This is a genomic window from Candidatus Formimonas warabiya, assembly GCF_002777255.1.
Lineage (GTDB): Bacteria > Bacillota > Dehalobacteriia > Dehalobacteriales > Dehalobacteriaceae > Formimonas > Formimonas warabiya.
In genome coordinates this window covers 684,530-710,445 of sequence record NZ_CP017634.1, presented here as the reverse complement: position 1 = coordinate 710,445, position 25,916 = coordinate 684,530, and the positions used below count along the sequence as shown (strand labels likewise).

25 protein-coding genes, 1 tRNA gene and 3 other annotated features are annotated in these 25,916 nt (G+C 44.0%); of the genes, 2 read left to right on the top strand and 24 right to left on the bottom strand.

The window, feature by feature from the left end:
• Positions 1–12: 12 nt before the first annotated feature.
• The 16 genes from DCMF_RS03235 to DCMF_RS29055 all read right to left on the bottom strand — a co-directional run bounded on the left by DCMF_RS03235 (position 13) and on the right by DCMF_RS29055 (position 16,878).
• Complete coding sequence (locus DCMF_RS03235; RefSeq protein ID WP_214659058.1) at positions 13–2,544, bottom strand: U32 family peptidase; 2,532 nt, start codon at positions 2,542–2,544, stop codon at positions 13–15.
• A 175-nt stretch (positions 2,545–2,719) separates the two neighbouring features.
• Positions 2,720–3,673: a Nif3-like dinuclear metal center hexameric protein gene (locus DCMF_RS03230; RefSeq protein ID WP_148133100.1), complete on the bottom strand. Its 954-nt coding sequence runs from the start codon at positions 3,671–3,673 to the stop codon at positions 2,720–2,722.
• Positions 3,674–3,703: 30 nt separating this feature from the next.
• Positions 3,704–3,832, bottom strand: a complete 129-nt coding sequence (locus DCMF_RS30425; RefSeq protein ID WP_418219640.1) for a DNA-3-methyladenine glycosylase — start codon at positions 3,830–3,832, stop codon at positions 3,704–3,706.
• Between the two features lie 156 nt (positions 3,833–3,988).
• On the bottom strand, positions 3,989–4,264 hold the full coding sequence (locus tag DCMF_RS03220; RefSeq protein ID WP_236860171.1) for a cell division protein ZapA: 276 nt from the start codon (positions 4,262–4,264) through the stop codon (positions 3,989–3,991).
• 111 nt (positions 4,265–4,375) lie between these two features.
• Positions 4,376–6,790, bottom strand: a complete 2,415-nt coding sequence (pheT, locus tag DCMF_RS03215; protein ID WP_148133097.1) for a phenylalanine--tRNA ligase subunit beta — start codon at positions 6,788–6,790, stop codon at positions 4,376–4,378.
• An 11-nt stretch (positions 6,791–6,801) separates the two neighbouring features.
• The gene (gene pheS / locus DCMF_RS03210) at positions 6,802–7,824 is read right to left on the bottom strand and encodes a phenylalanine--tRNA ligase subunit alpha (RefSeq protein ID WP_148133096.1); all 1,023 of its coding nucleotides are present in this window, start codon (positions 7,822–7,824) and stop codon (positions 6,802–6,804) included.
• A 61-nt stretch (positions 7,825–7,885) separates the two neighbouring features.
• Positions 7,886–8,137 (bottom strand) — a binding site (T-box leader).
• A 185-nt stretch (positions 8,138–8,322) separates the two neighbouring features.
• On the bottom strand, positions 8,323–9,135 hold the full coding sequence (locus DCMF_RS03205; RefSeq protein WP_148133095.1) for a TrmH family RNA methyltransferase: 813 nt from the start codon (positions 9,133–9,135) through the stop codon (positions 8,323–8,325).
• Positions 9,132–9,776: a potassium channel family protein gene (locus DCMF_RS03200; RefSeq protein ID WP_148133094.1), complete on the bottom strand. Its 645-nt coding sequence runs from the start codon at positions 9,774–9,776 to the stop codon at positions 9,132–9,134. Before DCMF_RS03200 ends, DCMF_RS03205 begins: the two co-directional genes overlap by 4 nt.
• Positions 9,777–9,788: 12 nt before the next feature.
• Entirely contained in the window at positions 9,789–11,126 is a 1,338-nt protein-coding gene (locus DCMF_RS03195) for a TrkH family potassium uptake protein (protein ID WP_148133093.1), read from the bottom strand.
• 129 nt (positions 11,127–11,255) lie between these two features.
• Positions 11,256–11,612 carry a 50S ribosomal protein L20 gene (gene rplT, locus DCMF_RS03190; RefSeq protein WP_148133092.1) on the bottom strand — a complete coding sequence of 119 codons (357 nt, stop codon included), beginning with the start codon at positions 11,610–11,612 and terminating at the stop codon, positions 11,256–11,258.
• 59 nt (positions 11,613–11,671) lie between these two features.
• Entirely contained in the window at positions 11,672–11,869 is a 198-nt protein-coding gene (gene rpmI / locus DCMF_RS03185) for a 50S ribosomal protein L35 (RefSeq protein WP_148133091.1), read from the bottom strand.
• Between the two features lie 24 nt (positions 11,870–11,893).
• A complete protein-coding gene (gene infC, locus DCMF_RS03180) occupies positions 11,894–12,406 on the bottom strand; it encodes a translation initiation factor IF-3 (RefSeq protein ID WP_148133090.1) in 513 nt (170 codons plus the stop codon).
• Positions 12,407–12,422: 16 nt separating this feature from the next.
• Positions 12,423–12,544: a sequence feature (ribosomal protein L20 leader region), on the bottom strand.
• 84 nt (positions 12,545–12,628) lie between these two features.
• The gene (gene thrS / locus DCMF_RS03175) at positions 12,629–14,536 is read right to left on the bottom strand and encodes a threonine--tRNA ligase (protein ID WP_148133089.1); all 1,908 of its coding nucleotides are present in this window, start codon (positions 14,534–14,536) and stop codon (positions 12,629–12,631) included.
• A 47-nt stretch (positions 14,537–14,583) separates the two neighbouring features.
• Positions 14,584–14,819 (bottom strand) — a binding site (T-box leader).
• Between the two features lie 148 nt (positions 14,820–14,967).
• Positions 14,968–15,570, bottom strand: coding sequence for a DUF445 domain-containing protein (locus DCMF_RS03170; protein ID WP_214659056.1), 603 nt, complete (start codon positions 15,568–15,570; stop codon positions 14,968–14,970).
• A gap of 146 nt (positions 15,571–15,716) precedes the next feature.
• Positions 15,717–16,616, bottom strand: a complete 900-nt coding sequence (gene ytxC, locus DCMF_RS03165) for a putative sporulation protein YtxC (RefSeq protein ID WP_148133087.1) — start codon at positions 16,614–16,616, stop codon at positions 15,717–15,719.
• Between the two features lie 106 nt (positions 16,617–16,722).
• Positions 16,723–16,878 (bottom strand): hypothetical protein, encoded by a 156-nt coding sequence (locus DCMF_RS29055; RefSeq protein ID WP_214659055.1) that lies wholly within the window; start codon positions 16,876–16,878, stop codon positions 16,723–16,725.
• Between the two features lie 157 nt (positions 16,879–17,035).
• Here DCMF_RS29055 and DCMF_RS03160 point away from each other — a divergent pair, with 157 nt between their 5' ends.
• Positions 17,036–17,272, top strand: coding sequence for a YkoF family thiamine/hydroxymethylpyrimidine-binding protein (locus DCMF_RS03160; RefSeq protein WP_148133086.1), 237 nt, complete (start codon positions 17,036–17,038; stop codon positions 17,270–17,272).
• Between the two features lie 146 nt (positions 17,273–17,418).
• On the opposite strand, the gene DCMF_RS03155 is transcribed toward DCMF_RS03160, so the two are convergent.
• From DCMF_RS03155 to DCMF_RS03135, 5 genes are all read right to left on the bottom strand, one after another.
• Positions 17,419–18,840: an S-layer homology domain-containing protein gene (locus tag DCMF_RS03155; protein WP_148133085.1), complete on the bottom strand. Its 1,422-nt coding sequence runs from the start codon at positions 18,838–18,840 to the stop codon at positions 17,419–17,421.
• 116 nt (positions 18,841–18,956) lie between these two features.
• Positions 18,957–20,417 (bottom strand): ATP-binding protein, encoded by a 1,461-nt coding sequence (locus DCMF_RS03150; protein WP_214659054.1) that lies wholly within the window; start codon positions 20,415–20,417, stop codon positions 18,957–18,959.
• A gap of 155 nt (positions 20,418–20,572) precedes the next feature.
• Positions 20,573–20,818, bottom strand: coding sequence for a hypothetical protein (locus DCMF_RS03145; RefSeq protein WP_148133083.1), 246 nt, complete (start codon positions 20,816–20,818; stop codon positions 20,573–20,575).
• 76 nt (positions 20,819–20,894) lie between these two features.
• Positions 20,895–21,389 carry a hypothetical protein gene (locus DCMF_RS03140; RefSeq protein WP_148133082.1) on the bottom strand — a complete coding sequence of 165 codons (495 nt, stop codon included), beginning with the start codon at positions 21,387–21,389 and terminating at the stop codon, positions 20,895–20,897.
• A gap of 269 nt (positions 21,390–21,658) precedes the next feature.
• Positions 21,659–21,735 (bottom strand) — tRNA-Val (locus DCMF_RS03135).
• Positions 21,736–22,023: 288 nt separating this feature from the next.
• Here DCMF_RS03135 and DCMF_RS03130 point away from each other — a divergent pair.
• Positions 22,024–23,445 carry a hypothetical protein gene (locus tag DCMF_RS03130; RefSeq protein ID WP_148133081.1) on the top strand — a complete coding sequence of 474 codons (1,422 nt, stop codon included), beginning with the start codon at positions 22,024–22,026 and terminating at the stop codon, positions 23,443–23,445.
• Between the two features lie 15 nt (positions 23,446–23,460).
• Here DCMF_RS03130 and DCMF_RS03125 read toward each other — a convergent pair whose 3' ends face one another.
• The 3 genes from DCMF_RS03125 to DCMF_RS03115 form a co-directional block, all read right to left on the bottom strand.
• Positions 23,461–24,144 carry a vitamin B12 dependent-methionine synthase activation domain-containing protein gene (locus DCMF_RS03125; RefSeq protein WP_148133080.1) on the bottom strand — a complete coding sequence of 228 codons (684 nt, stop codon included), beginning with the start codon at positions 24,142–24,144 and terminating at the stop codon, positions 23,461–23,463.
• Between the two features lie 50 nt (positions 24,145–24,194).
• Positions 24,195–24,773, bottom strand: a complete 579-nt coding sequence (yfbR, locus tag DCMF_RS03120; protein ID WP_148133079.1) for a 5'-deoxynucleotidase — start codon at positions 24,771–24,773, stop codon at positions 24,195–24,197.
• Between the two features lie 160 nt (positions 24,774–24,933).
• Positions 24,934–25,857, bottom strand: a complete 924-nt coding sequence (locus DCMF_RS03115; RefSeq protein ID WP_148133078.1) for a GerMN domain-containing protein — start codon at positions 25,855–25,857, stop codon at positions 24,934–24,936.
• Between the last annotated feature and the right edge of the window lie 59 nt (positions 25,858–25,916).

The window sequence follows — 25,916 nt, the reverse complement described above, 5'->3', positions numbered from 1 at the left end:
CTCCCTCATTCACTACAAAACACCCCGGAAATAGTGGCCCTTGGTAAAACCTGCTGCTCCCGAAGTTTTCTTCAGCGCATCTGCCATCTCGTTCAAGTCTAATTGATTGACCGTATGCGATAAAACGGCTTCTTTCACCCGGCGATACGTATTGATCACCTGATAAACGGCTTCCGGCCGATAGCGCTTTGCCTCAATCCGGATCCAATGTACGCCGAGCTGGAAGAATTTATCCAAATGTTCGATCAGGCACAACTCTTGGGGATTAAAAGCATGCATGCGGCAAAACTGGTCCATCTCTAAAGGGAAAACATAATTCATGCGATCTTTAAGACCAAAAGACCGGTGCAGGCAAGGCCGGGTACAGGAGTTTTCCCTGCTTTTCTCTCCCAATACCGCCCCTACGGCACAATATTGACTAACCATCATCGGCAGCGCACCATGGACAACGCATTCCATTTCCATGGCTCCCGGGTTAAGCTTTTCAATCTGGCCGAAAGTCAGCTCAAGAGATAGGGTGACCCGGCTCATGCCATTCTGGGACAAATATTGGATCGTGGCATCATTAAATACATTTAAGCCGATATCCCCATACAGTTTTTTTCCCCACCCCGCATTTTTTGCGGCAGATATCCCCCCCACATTTCCTACCAATAACCCGGACCATTTCCCCTGCGCTGCCTGGTCTAAGAGATGATAGATTTGTTTTCGCTCTTTTTCATGAAAAATATTGGGCAAATCACAAACTATTTCCCGCCCGTTTTGGGCACTGAATTCTCCCATCTTTTGCATCTGATCCAGGGAACAAGATCCTTGGGAGCGAAAAGTTTCTCCGCCCAGATAAATTACATCTGCCCCTGCTTCCAGGGCTGCTCTGGCTTCTTCCATACCGGCTACCCTGGCTGCTATGTTCAGGACTTTGCCTTTCTGATTTGTTTTCCGACTCCCTATCCATACCTTTAATTTTTTATCAAATTCCTCCCTGGATACGGTGGGATAGCGGTATTTTTCCAAACGCTGCTTAGTAATATGATCCACCAGGTAACGTCTGGCTGTGTTCAGCTCGCTTGCCGGAAGCATCATCCCCTCTTCCAGATCAAAAGATAAGGCGCCTGTCGTAAAACCTGTTCCCCCCAGGCGATTTAATTGTTGTGCCACAGATTCTTCATCAGCGGCATGTTTCTTTGCTTTCTCAACAAGATATGGGGAGGTATATGCAGCCTCATTCCCTTGGTCATCCCATCCTTTCAAAATGATGGGACGACCTTCCAGGGCTGATATCTTCATGTGCAGGGGAATTAGCTTTCTGGGCTGGAGATAAGAGGTCCGGGCCTCATCCATTAACCTTATGTCATGGGTTTTAAAAACCCTGTCTCCTACCTTAGGCTTACCTATGATATTAATAAAAACTGTCTCGCCCTTTCCGGCTTCCTTCACCTGTACTCCCCCGTGGTAAATCTTATCCACAAAAAATCCCTGACGGCCTCCTTTGGTAACCCAGATCTCAACTCCGTCCCCTACCCGGATTTCTTCGTCAAGTTTAATCAGGGCCAGCTGTTCTCTCTCCTTTACCTCTTCCACCCGTCCCAATCGAACACCCCGGTTATTCGGTCTTTTATAGCTCATGAGATCGCGGCCCGGATTTCCCAAAAGATGTCCTTGGGTAAAATCCCGATTAAAGATTTGGGCCAGTTGATGCAATTCTTCCGGAAAAACCTGAAAAGCCTTAGGGTCCGCTTTAAACCGGTCCAATGCTTGCCGGTAAATGCGGATTACCGTGGCCACATACTCGGGTCTTTTCATTCTGCCTTCAAACTTTAAAGAACAGATTCCGGTCTCACAGATCAGAGGGAGCAATTCCAGCGTATTCAAATCACGGGGACTGAGCAGGTGGTTTCCCATCTCTTGATCGCCTACAAACCTTCCTTTTTCGTCAACCAAAGCATAGGTCATCCGGCAGGGTTGGGCACATTTCCCCCGGTTGCCGCTCCTGCCTCCGATCAGGCTGCTCATCAAACATTGGCCGGAATAAGAAATACATAAGGCACCATGTCCGAAAATCTCTAAGTCCATGGCGGTTTCCTGTTTTATGGAAGGGACATCATCCAAGGCAACTTCCCTGGCTAAAACCACCCGGTCCATCCCCATTTGGGACAAGAATTGGGCTCCTTCCGCATTATGTACAGTCATCTGCGTACTGCCATGGACATTCAGCTCAGGTAACAAACGTCCCAGTAAAAACCCTAACCCAAGATCTTGGATAATGACAGCGTCTACCCCCCAATCATAAAGCCTTTTCAGATAATTCATCACGTCTTTCATTTCGCTGTTGTCAATCAAAATATTTACCGTCACGTAGATCCGGATACTACGTAAATGCGCATACTTGATCGCTTTTTCCATCTCCATATCGTCAAAATTCCCCGCAAAGGCACGGGCGCTAAAGGTTTTCCCCCCCAAATATACCGCATCCGCACCATTTTCCACCGCGGCAACCAAGGCGTCAAAATCCCCGGCCGGAGCAAGAATTTCCGGTATGCGCAAGATCATCATCTCCATCTTTTATCAAATCTGATTCGATTATATCACAACGAACAAATAGGAAGCAAAAATGGGCATCAGATAAGATTTTAGAGAATAGGAAAAAAATTACAGGACCTATGCCATAGCCCTGTAACCTGTTCCTGCTAACCGCTTCCTTTTTTCGGTACGCCTTTTTTTATCTTCGTGCCACCCGGTCCAGTCCGGCAACCGGGATAATCCGGACACCCTTTTCCTCGATCCTATCCAATAAGAGATTCATGCCCAGGCTGTCACTGGCCATATGTCCGGCAATTACCACATTAATATGATATTTTTCCGCGTTTTTCCGATGTTTTTCCCCCATATGCATGCCCACAATGGTTCCTACTCCTGCGATGGCAAGTTTTTCAAAGGCATCTTCCGATCCGCTGGTGCCCCCGGTCATATCAACGAAGATCTTTCCTACAGATCTTTTCCCCAGGCCTAAGACGATGGTAGGACCTGCTTTCAGTTTGGCCGCATTTCTGTACTCCGGAATTTCCTTCAGCACCTCAATTAACTCATCCAGCGTATCGGGCCCTTTTTCGGCAAGATATTTGATCAGAAAAGCCGTGACCAGGTTGTCGGCAGGGGTATGGGCACTCATAAAGGGAATCCCCAGAATTCGGGCCGCATCCACAGTCCGGTTATGGTTAAAAGGAAGAAAACCTCTTTTCACTTCGGGTATTCTTGACGCCAACAGCCCTTCCGCCACATTGATCGGAACACCCAATCCCGCCATGATTCCTTCCTGGATATGCATCACTTCATATAGCCCTGCTAAAGCGTAACCTTCCGGATGGTGCGAGAGAACCAAATCAATTTTCTCTCCTTTCTCCCTTAACCGATCCGCAAGAAGTATTTCTCCCATTTCAATATCAATTCCCGTGAACAGCGTGGAAACTTCCGTCTCCGGCTCTCCAAACAGAATCCTGGTATCACTATAAGGATTGGAAAGTGATTCTTGATCAAAAAATTCCCTTTTCTTTTCCTCTAACTTTTCCCATCTTTTCCGTGTCTTTTGCAAGTCCTTTTCCACGGTCTTTTCTCCCCGCGGGTCGGCAGACATACCAGTCTTAACCACTAATTGATAAAGATCCATTAACTTCATAAACGATCCTCCCGGTATCCATTTTTCTTTTCACTGACAAAGAAATAGTGACGTTAGGTTACAACAAAAATATATCCCATAAGCCTGATAAATATACGATATTCCCGCGCATCCGAACATGAGGGCATTTCTCTTTGTTTTTCCCCGAAAAGAAATCATAAGATGATTGAGAGACATGACTACTCAGAAACCCCCAGGCACAAAGCACAGCGAGCATTCAGGTCGATGGCGTTTTCCCATCGTATACCTGGAAAAAACACTTCGCTGAACGAGATGGGGGTTTATCAACAGGTTCAGCATAACCTAGGTTACGCTTTAGCCAATCTTATGAATTTTATCTAAAACCCTTAGCTCTTCCATGATTTTATCATAATCTTCCCGGAGCTTACAGAGCTCATCGGCCAATTGCAAGGATGCCAATACCGCTACTTTCGTGGGTCCATAGGAGGGGTTGCTCTGGTATACTTGTTCCATTTTTTTCCCGACAGATTTTCCTAACGTTTCCAAATACTCGGGAGGCTCCGTCCCCCTTAAGACATACTCCTGCCCCAATATTTCTACCTTTGCTTTTGACTTATCTACCAGTTTCACTATTCTTCACCCCTTCTCCCCATAGTTGTTACCAGTTTAGATCCTTATCTTTCAGGTAAACTATTCTTATAAAGGGTATTTTTCGGCACTATTCCACCGTTTTCCTGCTATTCAGCGCAATTCGACTCCAAATTTTAGAGAAAGTTTTTCCTTAATGCGGCCAAATACCTTGGAAACCTCCTCATCTGTCAATGTTCTGTCATTGGCTTGAAAAGTCAAGGAATAGGCCAGGCTTTTGCATCCTTCCGGAATTTGGGCCCCTTTGTATACATCAAACAGGCTAACTCCCGTTAAGATTCTTTTCCCGTTTTCCCAAATGATTTCTTCGATCATCCGGGCAGGAATAGTATCCTTGACAACTAATGCCATGTCCCGGTCCACTGCAGGATACTTAGGCACCGGAGTATATTTTGCTATCTCTAAAGAAGCTTCCATGATTGGTTTTAAGTAGACTTGAAAAACATAGGCCCGGTTTTCCAGTCCGTAATTCTCTTGGACCAGAGGATGAACCTCTCCCATAAACCCGGCATAGGTCTCGCCCACAAATAGATTCCCCGCCCTCCCGGGATGTAAAAAGGAAGGAAAGGATTCCGCTTTGAGGGACCAGTCTGTGATCCCGGAACGTTGAAAGATGCCTGCCAAAACGCCTTTGAGAAAATAAAAATCAAAAACTTGCGCCTGCCAATTCCATCCCCGCTCTGTTTTTCCCGACACAATCCCGCCCAGCATCAGGGGTTCGTCCGGCAGTTTTTCCTCATGGGGCAAGAAAATCCGTCCGCATTCAAATAAGGCGAAATTTAAATTCCTCCGGCTGGTATTTCTCGCTGCAGTTTCCAGGAGACCGGGAATTAATGTGGTCCGCATCACACTTTGTTCGTCGCTTAAAGGATTCTTAATTTCCAGGACATTTCTCAGGGAAGAATCCTGGGGTAAATGCAGGCGGTCAAAATCTTTGGGGTTAATAAAACTGTACGTAATTACTTCCAGGAATCCTGCTCCCGTCAGGTAGTCCCTTACTCGATCCTCATACTTCTGGAATCTGGTCTTGCTTCCTTCCGTTGTGGGGCCAAAAGGCAAAGAGAGAGGAATCTTATCATAGCCATTGAGACGGGCTACCTCTTCAATTAAGTCAATTTCTCTCGTAATATCCTGCCGGTAGGAAGGAATGACTACTCTCGTCTCATGCTCCGAAATCTCAACGCTAAATTGCAGTCTCCTCATGATAGACGCGATATCTGCCGTTGTAAGAGATGTGCCCAGTATTTCATTGACCCGTTTTGTCCGTAGAGTAATCTTCGGAGTTGCCATCTCTCCCTCAAAAGAATCAATGATCCCGGCTATTACCTCTCCTCCGGCTAACTGCACCATCAGTTGAGCTGCCCGGTTGGCCGCGTGAACCACATTATGGACATCCAGTCCCTTTTCAAATCTTAAAGACGATTCCGATCTTAATCCCAGGTTCCGGGACGTGTGCCGGATAGACACAGGGTGAAAACGAGCCGCCTCTATGAGAATATGTTTTGTATTTTCCGTAACCTCTGTTTCCAATCCGCCCATGACGCCGGCAACAGCCACCGGTTTCTCCCCATCACAAATTAAAAGGGTATCATTCTGGAAGGTGCGTTCCTGTCCGTCCAGGGTAAACATTTTTTCTCCCGCCTCAGCCCTTCTGACGATGATTTTGTGCCCGGCCAGACCGTCATAATCAAAGGTATGTAACGGTTGTCCCATTTCCAGCATCACATAGTTTGAAATATCCACCACATTATTAATGGGCCTGACCCCGGCACACCGAAGAAAATGCTGCATCCACTCAGGAGAGGGCCCCAGTTTCACATTTTTTACAACCCTTGCCGTGTACCGGTTACAAAGGTCCTGATCCCGCACCTCAACAGCTGCGATGTCAAAAATAGATTCTTCTGTCTCGGGAAATTCCACCGCAGGCAAATGAACCGGCTTATCCAATATTGCCCCTACTTCCCGGGCAATATTGATCACACTTAGACAATCGGACCGGTTCGGGGTCAGCTCGAATTCCAAAACGGTATCATCCAGGTTGAGAACTTCTAGTGCATTGGCCCCGATGGGACTGTCCGGAGGCAAGATGAGAATGCCGTCTCTGAATTCGGGAGATACCAGATCCTCATCCATATTTAATTCACCGGCAGAGCACATCATGCCATAAGAATCCAACCCTCGTAAAGAGGCTTTTTTCATTTTGATGCCGCCCGGAAGTTCCCCTCCCACGGTGGCGACGGGTACCCGTTGTCCGGCTTTCACATTGGTTGCCCCGGTCACGATCTGAACCGTCTCTTTCCCTAGATTCACCTGACAGACAACCAGCTTATCGGCTTGGGGATGTCTCTGTACATCCAGGATCTCCCCCACCACAACGCCTTTGATTCCTTCGCCCAAGTAAACTGTGTGCTCCACCGCCAGGCCCGCCATGGTAAGACGGGTAGCCAATTCCTCCGGAGAAATAGCAATATCCACATATTTCTTTAACCATTTGTATGATACGTTCATCCTGATCCCCCCTAAAACTGACTCAAAAATCTCACGTCATTTTCAAAAAGCAGACGCAAATCATCAATGCCGTATTTCAACATCGTTACTCTTTCTACGCCCATGCCAAAGGCAAACCCCCGCACCTCTTCGGCATTATACCCGGCCATTTCCAATACCCGGGGATGGACCATGCCTGCGCCCAATATTTCCAACCAGCCGCTTTGGGAACAGACCCGGCAGCCTTTTCCCCCGCACATGATACAGGAAATATCCACTTCGGCGCTGGGCTCCGTAAAAGGAAAATAACTGGGGCGTAATCGAATCTCCCGGTCCGCACCAAACATTTGCCGGGCAAAAGTCAATAAGGTTCCCTTTAAGTCGCCCATAGAAATATTTTTGTCGATGACCAACCCTTCCACTTGATGAAACATGGGGGAATGGGTGGCATCATCATCCTTGCGGTAAACCTTGCCCGGGCAGATAATTTTTACCGGTACCTGGGGTACGGTTTTTTCCATGGTGCGTACCTGAACCGGAGAAGTCTGGGTGCGCAGTAAAATCTCTGCCGATATGTAAAAGGAGTCCTGCATATCCCGGGCCGGATGGTCCGGAGGGATGTTTAAGGCCTCAAAATTATAATAATCCAATTCTATTTCGGGCCCGTCCTCAATAGAGTAGCCCATACCGAGAAAAATCTCTTTGATCTGATCAATGACTGTGGTAATAGGGTGCCGGCGCCCGATGAAGATATTTTGTCCGGGAAGGGTGATGTCAATGGTTTCTTTCTGTAAGGATGCTTCTAATTCCCCCGCCTTTAAATCGTTTGTTTTCCGGGCCAAGGCTTCTTCAATTAATGCACGCACTTCATTGGCGACCTGACCGATGATCGGTCGTTCTTCCGGGGAAAGGGCTCCCATCCCCCGCAACACCGAGGTCAGTTCTCCCTTTTTCCCTAGATATTTAATCCGTAATGCATTCAGATCATTTAAGGTGCCCACATTTTTTAATTCCTGTTCTGCTTGGATGCGAATCTCTTTCAATTTTTCTAACATATTTCTCCTCCCTAGCTGACTTCCTTTCAGGAAAAATTGTACATGAAAAAGCCTCTCGCCCACAAGGGGCGAAAGGCAACTTCCGCGGTACCACCCTATTTTATCCCTAAGGATGCTCATTTCAGTATCTCATGAATACTGCTTACTGGTAACGGATAAGAGCCGGCAACTCCTACTTGAGCAATAAGTAGACTCGTTCAGAGTGCTGTTCATGGGGGAATTTCAACCCTGCTTCCTTAATGCCGCTTCCAGTCTCTGGCAGCATTTCCCTGAAAAAGAACTTGAGGTTTACTGTCCCAATCATTACAGTTATTATTAAATTAACCTATTGTACCATTAGCCTTCGGTAAATAATATAAGCGGCAATGGAGCCGGTCTGTTCAAATAATCTCCAGAAAAACTCGGCGGGTGAAAACAACAATACCACTACCTTCCTGTAAATTATTGAAGCCAGTATTAGTATAACATACTGTCAAATAATTGACAAGAACGGTCTCATCACAAAACCCCCCGCCTGCGCACCGTGTCATACAACAATATCCCCGCAGCGACGGCCACATTTAAGGACTCTGCTTTCCCCACCAGGGGTATTTTTACGATTTCATCTGCCTGCTCCATAAAAAACGTTCTCGGGCCATTCGCTTCGTTTCCCAATCCCCAAACCAGGGGCCCGTCCACATCCACATCAAAGTAGAATTTTTCCCCCGCCACATCAGCTATGAGCAGGCGAAACCTGTTTTTTTTCAAATAGTTCACAATCTCCTGATCGTCCACGGCACTGACCACCGGAATGTTAAACATGGTCCCCATACTGGCTCTGACAACCTTAGGATTAAACAGATCCACGGTACCCTTCGTGAGGATTATCCCGGATACGCCTGCAGCACAGGCCGTACGGATCATGGTCCCCAAATTGCCGGGATCCTGTACGCCGTCAATTAGCATGACCAGATTATCTTCCTTTGTTTTGATATCGGCAAACCGGCTTTTTGTCATTTGGGCCGCTGCGACAATACCTTGCGGATTTTCCGTGTCCGCTAAATCTTCAAAGATCTTTTCCTCCACAAGAAAGGTGGAAACACCTAACTCTGTAATTTTTTCCAGCAGTCTGGCCCCTCTCCCGGAACTGCAGAGTCTGGAGCAATAGAGGATGAATTCCAGCTTAATTCCAGCGGCAACCGCTTCCTCAATCAAACGAACCCCTTCCAGGATAAATAAATTCTGTTTTTCCCGGTATTTTCTATTCATAAGAGACTTTGCCAGTTTCACATATTGATTATTTTTTGAGATGATCATGTCCGAATTGTTCATAAAGCAATCTTTTGCAAGGCTGCCGGTTTTCCAATCACAACCAAAACATCCCCTTCCCGGACCCAGTCACCGGCGCCTGGCGCAACTTGAATTTTATCATTATTCTTGATCACCATCACACTGACCCCGTATTTGGCCCTGAGATTAAGCTCACCCAATGTTTTATCTGCCAAACGTTCACCAACTGCAATCTCCATCACACTGTATTCAGGGGAAATATCAATATAGTCTAAAATGTTGGTGGAAATAAGGCTGTGGGCTAACCGTTCTCCCATATCTCTTTCCGGATAGACGACCTTATCAGCGCCAACCCTTTCCAATACTTTCCCGTGCAAAGCACTATTCGCCTTGGCAATCACAAAGGACACACCCATTTCTTTTAACAGAACAGTTGTTAAGATACTGGCCTGCATGTCCTGACCGATAGAAACCACCACAGCGTCAAAATTCCTCAGTCCCAGTGATTTTAAGACTTCTTCGTCCGTAGTATCAGCTTGGACACAGTGTGTCACATCATCCATCATGCGTTGGGTATTTTCATGAGAAATGTCCACCGCTAAAACTTGATGTCCCATGGAATATAAGGTTTTTGCCAAACTGGAACCAAAGCGGCCCAGTCCAATCACCGCAAACTGTTTCATCTTTCAAACCACCTATCCCACATTTATTTTCTCTTCCGGATGCCTGATCTGAGAACCTTTTCTCATCCGTTCCGTTAAGGCAAAAGCTAGAGTAAGGGGCCCCACCCGGCCTAAGAACATCGTAAAAATGATGATTACTTTTCCCAGGGGGGTGAGTGTCGGGGTAAGACCGGTGGACAAGCCCACCGTGCCAAAAGCCGACACGACTTCAAATAATACTTGGATCAAATTGGCCTTTTCCGTGATCAGCATCACCATGGTGGCCACCACAACCAGGCCCAATGAAATTAAAAAAATGGTCAACGATTTAAATATGGTCTCCTTTGGTATGGTGCGGTCAAAAACTTCTACTTCATTTTTCCCTTTGATAAGGCTGAGGATGAGCAGTGAAATGGTACCAAAGGTGGTGGTCTTGATCCCTCCCCCGGTAGAGCCGGGAGAGGCGCCAATAAACATCAGGATCACCATGAAAAACAAGGTTACTTCATGCAATTCTCCGATCGGTACCGAATTAAATCCTGCTGTACGGGGAACAACCGCCTGAAAATAGGAGGCTAAAATTTTCTCCTTCCAGGAAATATTCCCCAAAGTATGCGGGTTATTTACTTCCAGTAAAAATATCACCACAGTACCTACCACGATTAAGATGGCGGTAATTGATAAAACCATTTTTGTATGAAGGCTAAATTTCATTTTTCGATGTGAGATCCCGTTAGCCAGGTCAACCAAAACCGTGACACCAATCCCGCCGATAATAATTAAAGAGGTCATCACCAGATTTACAGTGATGTCACCCCGGTAATTAACCATGCTCACGGAAAATAAATCAAATCCTGCATTACAAAAACCGGATACACTGTGAAAAATACCGTAATAAACGGCTTTACCCCAACCCAGGTCCGGTGCCCAGCGGATCGTCAGAATGAAGGCTGCCACACCTTCAATGATAAAAGTTACGCCCAGAAGAAATTTGGTGACCCGGATGATCCCTTCCACATTAATCTGATTTAATGCTTCCTGTACAATCAGCCGTTCTTTTAATAAAATCCTTTTTCCTAAGGCCAGAGCAAAAAGAACGGACATACTCATAAAACCTAATCCGCCTACCTGAATCAATAAGGCAATGACCACCTGCCCGAATCGGGAAAAATAGGTTCCGGTATCCGCAACGATGAGACCGGTAACACAAGTGGCGGACGTGGATGTAAAAAGGGCGTTTAACCAGGGACATCCTTTCCCGTTGACGGTGGCAATAGGCAAGGTGAGTAAAAAAGCCCCCAAAATGATCACCACCCCAAAACCGATGGCCAAAATCTGAGGTGGAGTCATATTTATTCTTTTCCGGTACATCAGGTTAATCCTCCGCAATGATCAACAACTAGGATACATTGTACTATTATTATCTACAATATTACTTCAATTAACATTTAAGAGAAAAGGAAAAGCTGAGAATTCTTCCCAGCTCACGGTTGGTACCTGCTATTTAAGATTCTGTTTTGCTACGGTAACAAACTCCTGAAAAGCCGCTGCATCGTTTACAGCTACATCGGCCAATATCTTTCTATTAATACTCACTCCGGCATTTTTCAACCCGTTTATCAGCCGGCTGTAAGACAATCCGTTCATCCTGGCTGCGGCGTTGATTCTGGTAATCCACAGCTTCCGGAAATCGCCTTTCTTCTTTCTCCGATGGGCAAATGCATAAGCCAGGGATTTCATCACCTGTTGGTTGGCAACTCTAAAAAGCTTAGATTTTGCGCCCCGGTATCCTTTCGCTAACTTTAAAACCTTCTTATGTCTTTGGCGTTTGGTCACGCCTCTTTTTACTCTTGGCATGTTATTAACCCCGCTTTCTTTTCCGAAAAAAATTTAAGAATTTCTCGATAGGAAGTCATCTAAATATAGGGAAGTAATTTCTTGGTCTTCTTTACATCAGCAGCCGAGACCAGCCCCCCTTGGCGCAAGCTGCGTTTTCTTTTTCTGGTTTTCTTTTCTAAAATATGGCTTTTAAAAGCCTTGGACCGGCTAATTTTCCCAGACCCGGTAACTTTCAGTCTTTTTGCTGCTCCTCGATGTGTCTTCATTTTAGGCATAAAAAAATCCTCCTTTTACATCTCTTAACCCTGTTTTGGTGTTAAAATCATCGTCATATTTTTTCCTTCGACTTTTGGTAGTTTCTCTATTGTAGCCACTTGTTGCATAAAGTCAGCCATCTTCATGCACAACTGTTTACCTAAATCAGGATGAGTTATTTCCCGTCCCCGAAACATAATCGTCACTTTTACTTTATCGCCGCTTTTTAAAAATTTCTCCGCATTTTTCGCTTTGGTCTCAAAATCATGTTCTTCAATATTAGGCCGTAATTTGACTTCTTTGATACTAATGATTTTTTGGTTTTTTCTGGCTTCCTTTTCCCGTTTACTTTGTTCAAAGCGATACTTGCCATAATCCATAATACGGCACACCGGGGGCTTAGCAGTGGGAGCGACTTCAACCAAATCAAGCCCTTTTTCCCCAGCTATTTTTAACGCTTGCTTAATGGGAATAATTCCCAGCTGTTCCCCTTCCGGACCAACAAACCTCACTTCAGGGACACGAATTTCCTCATTGATGCGTAAGTCTTTACTAATAATATTTCACCTCCAGATAACATAAAAATGGCGAGTGCACAGAACTCACCCGCCAGAAAATACGTAATAAATGGTCAAATTATTAACCTTAAAAGCGCAAGCTATAAGGTGAGAAGCGGATGACTTCTACTTTTTCTCATCATATTCAATCTTCACCAAATAAATATAGCACTTAATCCATTTTGAGTCAAGAGCAATTCCCTTAAAATGGATCATTAACGCCTACTTTTTCGTATCAATTTCATGAAGGATCAGAGAAATCATCTCGTCTAAGGGCTTCGCTCCTATGTCTCCTTCGCTGCGCTTGCGCACCGCCACCTCATTGCCGGCCATCTCTTTGTCTCCCACCACAAACATATACGGGATTTTTTGCGTTTGGGCTTCCCGGATCTTGTAGCCAATCTTTTCGTTCCGAAGATCTGCTTCTGCTCTAATCCCGGCTTTTTGCAGTTTATCCGTAACAGCCTGCACATATTCCCCATGTTTATCCGTAATCGATAATACGCGAACCTGTACCGGTGATAACCATAAAGGAAAAGCCCCGGCATAGTGTTCCGTAAGAATACCGATAAAACGCTCAATACTGCCAAAGGCAACCCGGTGGATCATCACAGGCCGATGTTTTTGCCCATCCTCTCCGATATAAGTGAGGTCAAATTTTTCCGGCATTTGGAAATCCAATTGAATGGTGCCGCACTGCCATGTCCTGCCTAAACAATCCTTGAGATGGAAGTCAATTTTAGGCCCATAAAAAGCGCCGTCTCCTTCATTCACTTTAAAGGGCTTCCCTGTCTCAATTAAGGCCTGACGCAAAGCCTCTGTAGCCTGCTCCCAGTCTTCCAAAGAACCCATGGCCTTTTCCGGGCGGGTAGACAACTCCACATGGTATTCAAAGCCAAAGAGGGTATAAAAAGAGTCAATCAAATCAAAAACATTTTTTATTTCATCTTTAATCTGGGAGGGGAGCATAAAGATATGCGCGTCATCCTGGGTAAAACACCGAACCCGCATCAAACCATGAAGGACCCCGGATTTTTCATGCCTGTGCACCAGTCCCAATTCCCCGTATCGGATGGGCAAGTCCCGGTAACTATGCAACTTGCTTTTATAAACCAGGATGCCGCCCGGGCAGTTCATCGGCTTCACGGCATAATCCTGCTCATCAATCTTCGTAAAATACATGTTATCTTTATAATGATCCCAATGGCCGGATTGTTCCCATAATCCCCGGCTCAAAATGATGGGCGTCTTAATCTCCTCATAGTCCCATTTCCGGTGCTCTTGCCGCCAAAAGTTTTCCAATTCGTTTCTTAAAATCATTCCTTTGGGTAAAAAGAAGGGAAACCCGGGTCCTTCATCCAAAATAGTGAACAATTCCAGTTCCGTACCGATTTTTCGGTGATCCCGTCTCTTTGCTTCTTCCAACCGGAATAAATACTCATCCAGCATGGCTTTTTTGGGAAAGGAAGTGCCATAAATCCGTTGCAGCATCTTATTCTTTTCGCTCCCCCGCCAGTAAGCCCCGGCCAAATTAAGAAGTTTAATAGCTTTGATCCTTCCGGTATCCGGAACATGGGGCCCGGCGCACAAATCTACAAAGTCCCCCTGCCGGTAAAGGCTGATTTCCGCATCAGCGGGAAGATCGTGAATCAATTCTACCTTGTAAATTTCTCCCTTATCCTGAAAAAATTTCAGGGCCGCTTCCCGGCTTACGCCTTCCCGCTGATAGGCATAAGAAGCCTGGACAATTTTTGCCATTTCTTCCTCGATGGCAGCTAGATCTTCCGGAGTAAAAGTGTGTTCCGAATCAAAATCATAGTAGAACCCGTCCTGAATTGCGGGGCCGATACCCAGTTTCGTGCCCGGAAACAGGCGCTGTACCGCCTGGGCCAGGATGTGGGAGGTACTGTGGCGGAATACCTGCCGGCCCTTTTCATCCTCAAAGGTAATAGCTTCGATAGTGGCATCCTGGTTTAAGGGACAGTTTAAGTCCACCATGTGCCCATTCATTTTTGCTGTTAAAGCATTTTTGGCCAGTCCCTTGCTCACCGACTCTAAAACATCCATCACCGTATTTTTTTCTTCGTATTCCCGTACGGATCCGTCCGGAAAAGTAACTGATACTGTCATTTTCTATTTCCTCCTTTTCATATAAAAATAAAAGCCTTCACATCCCTAAAAGGGACGAGAAGGCTTCCCGTGGTTCCACCCTATCAAAAAGACAGATTGTCTTTTTACTCTGTGCTGCTAACGTCAGGCAAGCCGGCGCATCTTACTTTCCCATCAAATGGGATGCTCTGATCCGCTGTTTTGGGGTGGTATTCACAATCATACCTCGTTAGAGACACTTTCAGCCTGAATGTCTCCTCTCTGAAACAGGTAAAAAAGCTACTTTCCCCAGCATTACATTTTTTTATTATTAATTTTATCCCTAATTATAAAGCGAATCAACTTTGTTGTCAATTTTTTACGATTTAAAATTTACCCGCCGGGATATTTCCCGTCGATAAACACTTTTCCATGCTGACTCCCGGCTTCTAACTACTGAATAGTTAGCTCCCTTATTCAAATAAATAGAAAAGCAGGGCCTGAACTACTCCGATGACAAACCCTAAAACCCCTCCCAGAATTTCAATATGTTTTAGTTCCCGGGAGGCAATTAAAAGTATCACCCGCTCCAATTCATGCAGATCATAATTGTTGATTTTATCTTGGATCATGTGGGGAAAGTCAATCTCATCTTTCACCTTACCAGAGAAATCCATTAAGAAATTATTGATCATCCCCGGAGTTTCTTTATACAGAATGTCTTCTACGATACCAAGAAATAACTTTTTGAGGGAATGGGGAACCAAAGAAGGGGTCCGCTCATCCAATTTTTGCATTACTGTCTCTACCACTGACTTCACAATTCTTTCTTTGATGCTTTTTTGGTTTAATTTAGACAGGACATCGTCCCAGGAAAGCAATTCATTGCCAATGACTTGTCCCACATTGACCGCCAATTCTTCCCTTCTCTTAGGAATCAGTCCTTGAATTTGATAATGCAAAAGGGGAATGCGTACAGGCCGATAAGGCCGGAAAATTAATTTGATTGCTAAAACATTGGTAATCCAACCAATCAATGCCCCTACCAGAGGAATAGTAATCAACTGAAGCCACATAAAATCCTCCATGTCACGGAAATCTTTTTAGTAAGAATACCATTCCCAGGGCTTAAAAGCAATAAAAAGCGCATAAGCGCTTTTTTCCATACCAGTTAAGTATCCATTTTCGCATCTTTCTCTATCTCAACAGAATCTCCATGGCTTTAATGGCTGTTCCGGTTTTTCTGGGTGCAGCGGCTGCACCCATTGCAAATTACCAGCCGCTCCCCAAAAACACCCTGAATCGTTTTCACTGAACTGCCCGCTTTAAATGGCTCCGGTATGTGCAACACGATTTCTTTCGGGGCAATCGTGATCAGAGCGCTAATGAGCAGGTCTTCATAATTTATCTCGTTATCAATCATTTCTACAATACAGCCTTCAAGACATTGACTATTAATAGATTTGTTATTGTCGTCGAACAATTTAAAGCTGCCTGTAGGCAATAATAGAACATGTACCTTTTCCAAGCGGGGCTCTTGAATGTCAACAAAATATTTTAAGAGCATGATAAATTCCTGATACTCTTTTTCCATCATTAATTCATCTACAGCCTGCTCAATGACATGATGTAAATCTTCAATATAATCCTGCAGCCGGAAATTCACAAAGCCATCAATATTAATGGTATCATCCTGGGAAAGATAATCCAGCACGGTATGCAATATTTTACTTTTTCTGTTTAAACGATAGAGCAAATAGTCGTCTTTCCCGGGCTTAGCAACGGTTTCCAGGATATTTCTGGCCTTATTTAACACGTTTTCTTTTTCATCTTTGGTCAAATAATAATATTGGAGTTTGGTAATTTTTTTTAAAATCAAATGTTCCCATTGGGTAAGAATAAAATCTGAAATGGCATTTGCCACATAATGCTTTAAAATCATTTCATGTTCCGGTATGGGGAGCTCTTTGAGAGAACAATCCAACACGGTATAATCACCCAGGCAGTTTCGCTCCATCATAATATTAATTCCTTCATTTTGGAGGATATTAAAATCTTTTCCCAGCCTGGAACTGATAAATTCAGATTCAATGGAAGTGCCGATGGTAATTGAGGTCGCCATTTTGTCACCCCTTTCTTGCTTAATAGTAGTATATGTGTGGGTTTTTCGTTGTATACGGGGAGAAAAATGGTGCTGTAACTAAAATAACGGGAACAACGTTGTCCCTTTACTCTTCTTCCAAAGCTATGCAGAGAAACTTAAAAATTAACAAAATGATGATCAGCTTCACAAAAATACGCATCCAATGGTGATCCGCTCCAAAATTTTGACGGCAATCCTCTTGCGGTTGATCATGCTTTTTATGGCGTGCCTTTTTCGACATGCTACCACCTCCTGAATAGCAACAGGAATAGTTCTTCTGCCTATCATGTTATGCTTTTTCTCAGATTTTGGTTCCATTCCTAATTACTTAATTCCTCCAGTCATAAAAACCAGCCGTTTCCCGCAAAATAAGATCAAAAACACGGAGGTGAGTTATCTTGATTTCTGCCGAAGTTTCCCTCTATCCCCAAAAAACCAGTCGAGCCAGTGAAATCATCAGAGATTCATTGGATGCGGTTGCCGACCTAGATCTGGACACAAAAGTCGGTTCCATCTCGACTCAGCTTACCGGAACAGAAGAAGAAATATGGTCCGGGCTTAAAATCCTTTTTGATCGGGCGCAAAAAGAAAGCGAAGTAAGTATGGTAGTGACCCTGTCCAATTCAGGATCGTAAAAAAACTCAAAAAACTTTTGGGAGTCCGATTACCGGGAAAACTAATTAAGTCAAGATTGATTACTTACTTTCTGATATCTGAAGGAAACCTTCAGACCATTTTATACTTTCCTGGTAAAAAAAATAGCGGCTGATGCCGCTATTTTTTAGATGCGTTTTTTAGCTTTCATGATCAGGTAGACCAGTTTGGCCGCCTCTCCCCGGTTCAGCTTTTGGTTGGCCTTAAATTCTACCTCGGATCCGTCACCCGTAGGGATCCCATTGAAATATTTTCCTTTTACACAAGCCAGCACATGAGGCCTTGCCCAGTCAGGGATAGCATTAAAATCATCTTCATCTGTAAAGACTTTTTGTAATTCAGTCGCTACTTTAGTTTCATCGATCGTCAAACTCAGATTAAGCACCCTTGCCACAATCACTGCTGCTTGAGCCCGGGTTAAGGATCCATTAGGATTAAAACGATTTACGCTCACTCCCTCTACAATACCGTACGCCGCAGCAGTTTCAATGTCTTGTTCATCATCGCTTGTACTGATGTCCGTAAACCTGCTGTTGTCGGAGCCAGGCTTATTCACAGGCAGCAACCCTAAGGCCTTAACAATCATACTGGCAAAATCCGCTCTTAAACAGTCATTCTCTAAACCCAATTCTTGCGTATCTTCATCAAAATCCTCAGACACAATATCTCCATCGCTCTGGCGAATCTGCATGATCCCTTTCGCCCATAAAGGCTCTGCATAAGGTTTAGCCCAATTATAATCATCAAAAAATCTGGACGCATTAAAAACAGCATATTCGCCAAACTCCTGAAAAGGCGCTGTGGCAGTTCTGTTTTTGGCATCAACAACGGCGCCAATATTAACCCAGTCTGATCCTTGAGTATACATAATGGTGATATTACTGGCACTGGATTCCGGCACTTCAGCGCTGTATTTTATGGAAATTGTCCCGGGATTAATTAGCCTTTTCCCATCACTGTCATTGGCCGATATATCAATGACATTGCTTACCGGTGTACGGAATTTGCTCGGATAATCATCGGTGTCCAAATCTGTTACCTCAAATTTAATTTTTTGGTCCTCGATGATATCTCCCCCGCTGTCAACAATAAAATCATCTTTGGGAAGGGTAAGATTAACCGCTTTGTCAAAAATACTGATTTTCCCGGTAGAGGGGATTTCTAAGACATACTGGGTTTCGTTAACAAAAGAAGATACATAATTGATGGTAATGTTCTTTTTTGCCGTACCGCCGGAACCTACTGCCTGAACCGTTAATTTGTTTAAACCGGGCTTCAGCACATAATCCCTAAAAGTAACTGTAGCCTCGTCATAAACAGACTCAGTTACCGATTTAGTAAGCGCACCAATTTTGATGCTGGAAGCGCCGAGATAATCAACTTGAAAGTCAACCAGGTTTTCCCTGGTCAGATAAGTCGTAGTTTCAGTTAGTTCAGTTCTACCTGAACCATCAAGGATCCTGATTTCGGAAATTTCTGCCGCAAAGGCCCCTTGTCCGAGACACATCAATATTAAGAGCAGCAAAATTAAGAAATAATGTCTTTTCATTTTATCCTCCCTAACAATATACTCTTTCTATTTCTATATTTCGGCTAAATGGAGCACTTCTTTAATCTGATCGAAAAAAAATTTCATTTTCTTTGTACAATTATTTCTTATATTTCTTATTTCTTGCTAAAACGAACAAAAAAGGTGGTGCCGGTACTTCCTGTCTCAAAGCTGATGGCAGCGTTATTCTTATCCGCAATCCTGTAACACACCGGTAATCCTAGTCCGGTGCCCTTTTCCTTGGTGGTCACAAAGGGGGTACCGATCTTTTCAATAACGGAGGCATCGATGCCGGAACCCTGGTCCTTAACCAGCAAAACCACCTCGTTCCCCTCCCAGTAGGTTCTGATCAGCAATGTCGCTCCTGCGGACATGGCTTCCAATCCATTACGGGTTAGATTAAGAATCAGCTGACGAATTTCATTCCGATCCAGAAGAAGATCGGGAACCGGGTCCAGCTCAAAAATAACATTTTTATCGTCAATCACAGCATCCGCCAATATCAAGGGTCTGATCGCCTCAACAATGGCATTCAAATTAACCAGTTCCGGATTTGTATCTTTTTTACCGGCAAAAGAGAGGAACTCCGTGATGATGGAATTGCACCGGTCCAGCTCTTCAATCATCAGGGTAAAAGATTCCCTATATTTTAGACATTCTTCTTTTTCCCCTAAAATTTGAAGAAATCCCCGCACCGTCGTCATCGGGTTCCTGATTTCGTGTCCAATACAGGCAGCCATTTCCCCCACGGAGTTGAGCCGGTCCAATCGGGAAATCTCCCATTCCAAGCGTTTTCGCTCACTAATATCTTTAAAATAAACAGTTAGTCCGTTTTCAGAAGGAAAAATGTGTTTTTCAAACCAATTCTCCTGAAATAATCCTTTTGTTTCGAATTTAAGATAGATCTTCTCTTGCTTGGCTTTGATTAATTTTTCTTCAAGAACGGTTCCGGCAATCTGGGGAATTACTTTCCAAATTACCTTGCCGATCAGGTCCCCGGGAATCCGGGGAAAAAATTCACCAGCCCCCTTATTGGCAAAAACGAACCGCCAATCATGATCGAGGGCATAAAACCCGTCGGATATGCGGTCCAAAACATCAACTAACCTGCTGTAATTATTTTGCTCCCGTTTGACATAGCTTTTCCGGTTGGTAATATCCCGTAAATAAACCAGTAAACCTCCTTTATGGGGATAAATGTCCATCTCTAAAAATTGGTCCGTATGTACAGGATTGTATTCCAGACGAACCGCCAATTGTTTTGTGTAGGATTTATAAAGCGTTTGATATAACAAGGATTCCGGAGGAAATATTTCGCCTAATTCCTTCCCGATGATGCTTTCCAAGTTAACCGGATGAAGGAGAAGCTTTGCCGCGTGATTCAAATATAAGAAACGAAGTCCACTGTTTAAAATGATTAAACCTTCCGTCATATCCTTCATGATCGTATTCAGCTTATTGTTCAATTTTAACATTTCCGCAAGACTTGCTTCTGTAAGGGGTTCCTTTTGCTTTTCTGTGTCAAAATTACTTTTCTGAACCATTTCCGGTACTAATTCTTTATTATTTCGACCCATTATTACCTTCCTCCAATGATTCAGCAGAAAAAGCTGATTAGATTCCATATTTTTTATTTTACACCATTTCACGCCAAGAACAATGTCGTTTTTTGGTAGAAAATAAAAAACCGTCAGATTGTGACGGATTTCCATGAGAAAATTCAGATCGGTTTTTAGTTTTTACCTATTTCTGGCTCCGATGAGCATTTTGCATTCTGGTTTATAATATAAACATTACAGAAAATAAACTTAAATTTTAATAACTTGGGACAACAACAGGCCATATTGCAGTTTTTATGGATATTCATCTCCTCTTCCCCAGAATTTATTATAATCTTTACGGCCTCAGCGTTTTTTATAATTTCTTCCATCACCTCAGGTGTTAACAACTCGGGCATATCCGGAAGTTTCGTGGTCATCAAAACCCCCTCCAGTTTTTTTTACCATATATTATGGCGGGCATTCATCAAAGGTTCCATGAGACAAAGCATGAGTTTAGCAATCGCCTGTCTTCTTTTTACCCGCCAATGCCACCTGGTAAGCAATTTCTTTTGGGGGCCACTCCATGATAATACCCGCATTTTTTAAGGTCTCCGTCACATTAACTCCTAAGGCCTCCGGACAGGTGGTGGCCGCATAATTTTCATGCTTACTTAAAAACATATTGATGGCTAGTTTTAACTGTTTTCGTGCTTTTCCTTGCCAAAAACGTACGCATGCCAACTGACGTTCCGACCATTCCGGATGTTTCGCCCGCATCTGTTCTTTATGGCCCCGATAGTCAAAGGCATTAACAATTGCATAAACAGGATAGGAAGGATCGAAGACCTCAAAAAACATTTTTGCTTTTGGCGGACAGGTATCCTTTTGCCCGAAATTGGGACAACCTTTCGGATGAAGCGGATAGGGTCTCGTGCACAATTCCCGCACGGATTGATCTATAATGGGGTTCACTTCTAAAACAGGAAACCCTTCCGGTACCTGATTCAAAAAATCACTCCTTCTGAAGCCTTGTTTATGATTAGCCTACCCACCAAATAAAATAAATAATCCCAAAGGCTTAACCTTTGCGATCACTTTTCCCACGCAAACAATATGCCATAATTAATTTTAATGCAGTCATAGCACCACCCCCTTTCCATTAGGGAATGAGAGGCGGCAACCACCCTGCTTTTTTCTTCAAAGTGTAAATAGGGTGTTGACTATTTTTGAGCATAAAAAAAGGAACTGCAAAAACCAGCAGTCCCTTTAATTCCAAGTGGTGGGGTCTATTGGAATCGAACCAACGACCTCTTGCATGTCAAGCAAGCACTCTAACCGACTGAGCTAAGACCCCAAATTTGTATTCTTTTGAGCTAAACAACCTCGTGCGCTAATTCTAACATAACTATCCTGCTCTTTCAACATGGTACCTTCCAAAACATAAGTCTTGCAGGAACATTTTATATTGTAAAGGAGTTCGCGCTTCCTGTCAAGTAGTCTAGAAATCCTTTATGGAGATCCCTTGATCCTCTTCCTGGCCATCAATAAAGAATGGACAAAGCAGTTGGCCTTGCACTACATTCCCTATTAACGCATATTTTGTAATACAAAAAATTGGCTATTTTGAAAGGAAGGGAGATCAATGGGGATCGACCTGAATGCATTGCATTGGGTTTATCTAGTTTTTGTTCTCTTGATTATTCTTGTCATGATCATGCGACGTGATACCACACTGGTGTGTATCGTAGGAATTTTTGTTCTTGGTTTACTGGCCAAAAACTCCTTGTATCAATCCATAATCGGCATATTCAACAGTATGGTTTTTGCCATTACCGAGCTGTTGGGAACCATCCTGGTCATTTCTATTATTGTAGCCATGAGCAAAGTATTAACGCGCACCGGGATTAATGAAGTAATGATTTCTCCTTTTGCTAAATTGATTCGCTCACCTTCATTAGCATACTGGGTCATCGGTATGGTGATGATGGGAATTTCTTGGTTCTTTTGGCCTTCTCCGGCAGTTGCCCTGTTGGGAGCCGTATTATTGCCTGTTGCTCTTAGGGTGGGTCTTCCGGCTCTGGGCGTGGCCATGGCCATGAACTTGTTCGGCCATGGAATTGCTCTTTCCGGTGATTTTATTATTCAGGGAGCACCAAAGCTCACCGCCGACGCCGCCGGAATAGCTGTTAATCAGGTAGTGGCAGCAAGCATTCCCCTGGTATTTATCATGGGAGCAGTCACTACTATTTCTGCTTTTTGGCTTTTAAAACGGGATATGAAAAATGGTCTAATACCGTTGGAAAATAGGTCAGGTGAAAAAAAGGATCAGGAATTAAGCACGGATTCAGGAAATAAAAGTCCGGTGCGAAAAGAAGCTCTCACTCCACAGAGTAAAAAGCTCCTGGCCGTCATAGTACCCGTTTTGTTTGCTTTCGACGTGGTGACCATGTACTTTGCCCGCCTGCAGGGTGGAGATGCTACGGCATTAATCGGGGGAACTTCTATTTTTATCCTCATTTTAATTGCCGTCATTTCTCATAGAAACGATAGTCTAGAGGAAATAACGGCTTACCTGATTGAAGGTTTTCAGTTTGGTTTCAAAGTATTTGGCCCAGTGATCCCCATTGCGGCGTTTTTCTATTTAGGCGATTCTGCGTTTATTAAAATTTTTGGAGAGGTGCTTCCCCAGAACTCTCAGGGTCTCGTTAACGATCTGGGCATTGCCTTGGCCAATACCGTGCCCATTAATGCCGCAATAGGCGCAATTACCCTTACAACTGTAGGTGCAATCACAGGACTGGACGGTTCAGGCTTTTCCGGCATCTCATTAGCAGGATCGGTCGCCCACTTGTTTGCCAATTCTATTGGTTCGGGAATTGCTACCCTGACCGCCCTTGGTCAAATAGCTGCTATTTGGGTAGGTGGAGGTACTCTTGTCCCCTGGGCATTGATTCCTGCGGCTGCCATCTGTGGTGTTAACCCTTTTGACTTAGCCCGCCGCAACCTAATCCCGGTATTGATTGGATTAGCGATAACCACGATAGCGGCAATTTTTTTAATATAAAAAAGCCTAACCCCATTATTTTAATTTGAATTTTTCCTCATACAGGTCTTTATCATAGGGGGCTTTACGGCCTGGGCACTTTTCCCGCGGACACAGCTGACAGTTTTCATAAGTCCCTTCCTTGGGGAATCTAATTCCGGAAACCGTTTTGATGGGAATCATCAAAAAACTATCGGTCAACTCAACCCCAATCAGGTCCTTGACATTTCCCAGCAGTTGGAACAAAGGTTTCTGCTCTCTTAAAGGCCAATCCTGCAGTGAGCCAGGGTTCATATTGGCGGCATGTCCCAAACCATACTCTTGATCAATTAAGGCAGTAAAATTTTGCCGGGCAGAGCGCAATACCGCCTCCTTGATGGCATCAACGCAAAAACTGTCAAACATATCGTCAATTTTTTTCGACCACTCTTCCAGTTCGGCCCCACAGGTTACTACGTAGGGAAAAACCCGGTATGCCTCTTCCAGGTTTACTCTTAGAACACGGCTGGTAAATTTAATTCCATTGATCACAACATCATTATCATTTTTCTCATCAACATATGCTACCTGGTATACGGCCTTTGGTTTCGCAACACTTGCAGCCTCGTCTACTAGTCTTTTTACTTTTTCCACATGGGGACTGCCGGGCTTAATATGGAGATGATGCAACAGTTGGTCCAAATCAATTTCAAAGGACAAATTTAATACCGCTGTATCCATTATTTTTCCTCCTCAACTACTCCCTTTTTATTAATCCTATTATGGCATAACTAGTTCAATTCATCCAGTGTTAAAGAAAAACTAGGCACAAATTTATTCATGAAATAAGTAACTTCCGGAAGATTCATTTTTTCCAGATCCGATTTTATTGCTTTCTCAGCTTTTGAAAATTCCTGGTTTCCGCTTTTCAGCTCCTCCAGGCATTTCAAATAAGCACAAATCTTATCCGCTGCTTTCACCAGCTTCCAATTCTCCCGGTCTGATTCGTTAAGAAAAAAGAGAGAGGCATATTCCGCCTTTAATTCTTCCGGGAGCATCTGAAGAAGCTTTTCCTTGGCCACTTGTTCAATTTTATGATAGGCCTGTTCAATTTCCGGATTAAAATATTTAATAGGAGTAGCCAGGTCACCGGTGATGACTTCCCCGGCTTCATGAAACACGGCTAAAGCAATGACCCGTTCGGCATTCATCCCTCCCTTAAAATAACGGTTTCGAATCAGGGCCAAACCGTGGGCCACCATGGCAACTTCCAAACTATGTTCCTGAATGTTCTCAGAGCGGGTATTCCGCATTAAACCCCACCGTTGAATAAATTTCATTCTGGATAAATAAGCAAAAAAATGGTTCATTTCAGAGTCCCTCCCAGTTCATTTAAATGAAGATAACCTAGCCCATCGTTTCGGTGAACTATATTTATTCTATGAGGAACAAATGTTTGGCGTCAAGTTTTTTCCCAAAAAAATAAGGCCTCTTTTCCAAAGGCCTGAAAAAATTTGCTCTATGAAAGACTTAACGCTCAATGATGCTTTCGTTACGCTCTACCGGCTCCTCTAGAATGGTGTTTTCAATTGCCAGCGGTTCTTTATTCACTGTCATTTTAACTCTTTTGATAAAATCAAATTCCGTCAGCGTATTTGCCACAGAATTAATCGTCATAGATTCACCGGCTGACCCGCCCCAATGCTTTGTATGCATTTCCTGAGAAAAATCTATAAAAGCTGTGCCGTCCGTTATTTCCACAGACTGTACTTTTACTTCTTTCGGAATGGTCCGGTATAAATCGGAGCGCTGGGGCCCGGCAATTAATTTCTCCAGTACCTTTTTAATAAATCCGTCCCTGTTTTCATCGGCAGAGCCGGGAATTTTCCTCGTTTCCCCAATAACTTTCGTGGCATCTTTGTTCCCAAAATACAGCACTACATCCGTGGTTGTTTCTTGCGTATCACCGAAAGACGCCATAAATCCTCTGGGTTCTCCGCTCGGCCCAATCAATTCCTGTCCCTCCACCAGAATTTTCACTCTGTTGATATTATCTAGTTGGGTCATGGTATTAACGACCGAGGCCACGCTAATGATCTCCGCCACACTGCCGCCAAATTGATTAAAGTCCCGGCTGAAATCGACGATCAAGTCGTTGCCCTGTTTAATGGTGCCAAATACTTTGGTGTTTGGTGAAATATTGGCCCGGAGATTTTTGTCCTCCGGCCCTTTGATTAATTCCTCAAGAATTATTTTGTATTTATCAGCCTCTGGGGAAAAAGATACTTCTCGTTCTTCGGTAACCAGTTTTTCGTTGTTGCTATCCCCATAATACAGGTTTACTTTTTCCGTGGAAACATCCATTTCCTTTTGAGAAGGGTTAGCTGTACAACCAACGAAGAAAACGAGAGCTACGAAAAATAGAATCCCTGCTCGGGTGAATGCTTTCGTCATAAATACACCATCCTTAAGTATTATTCATTTTATTATGCCATTTTTCTTAGGGACAATCC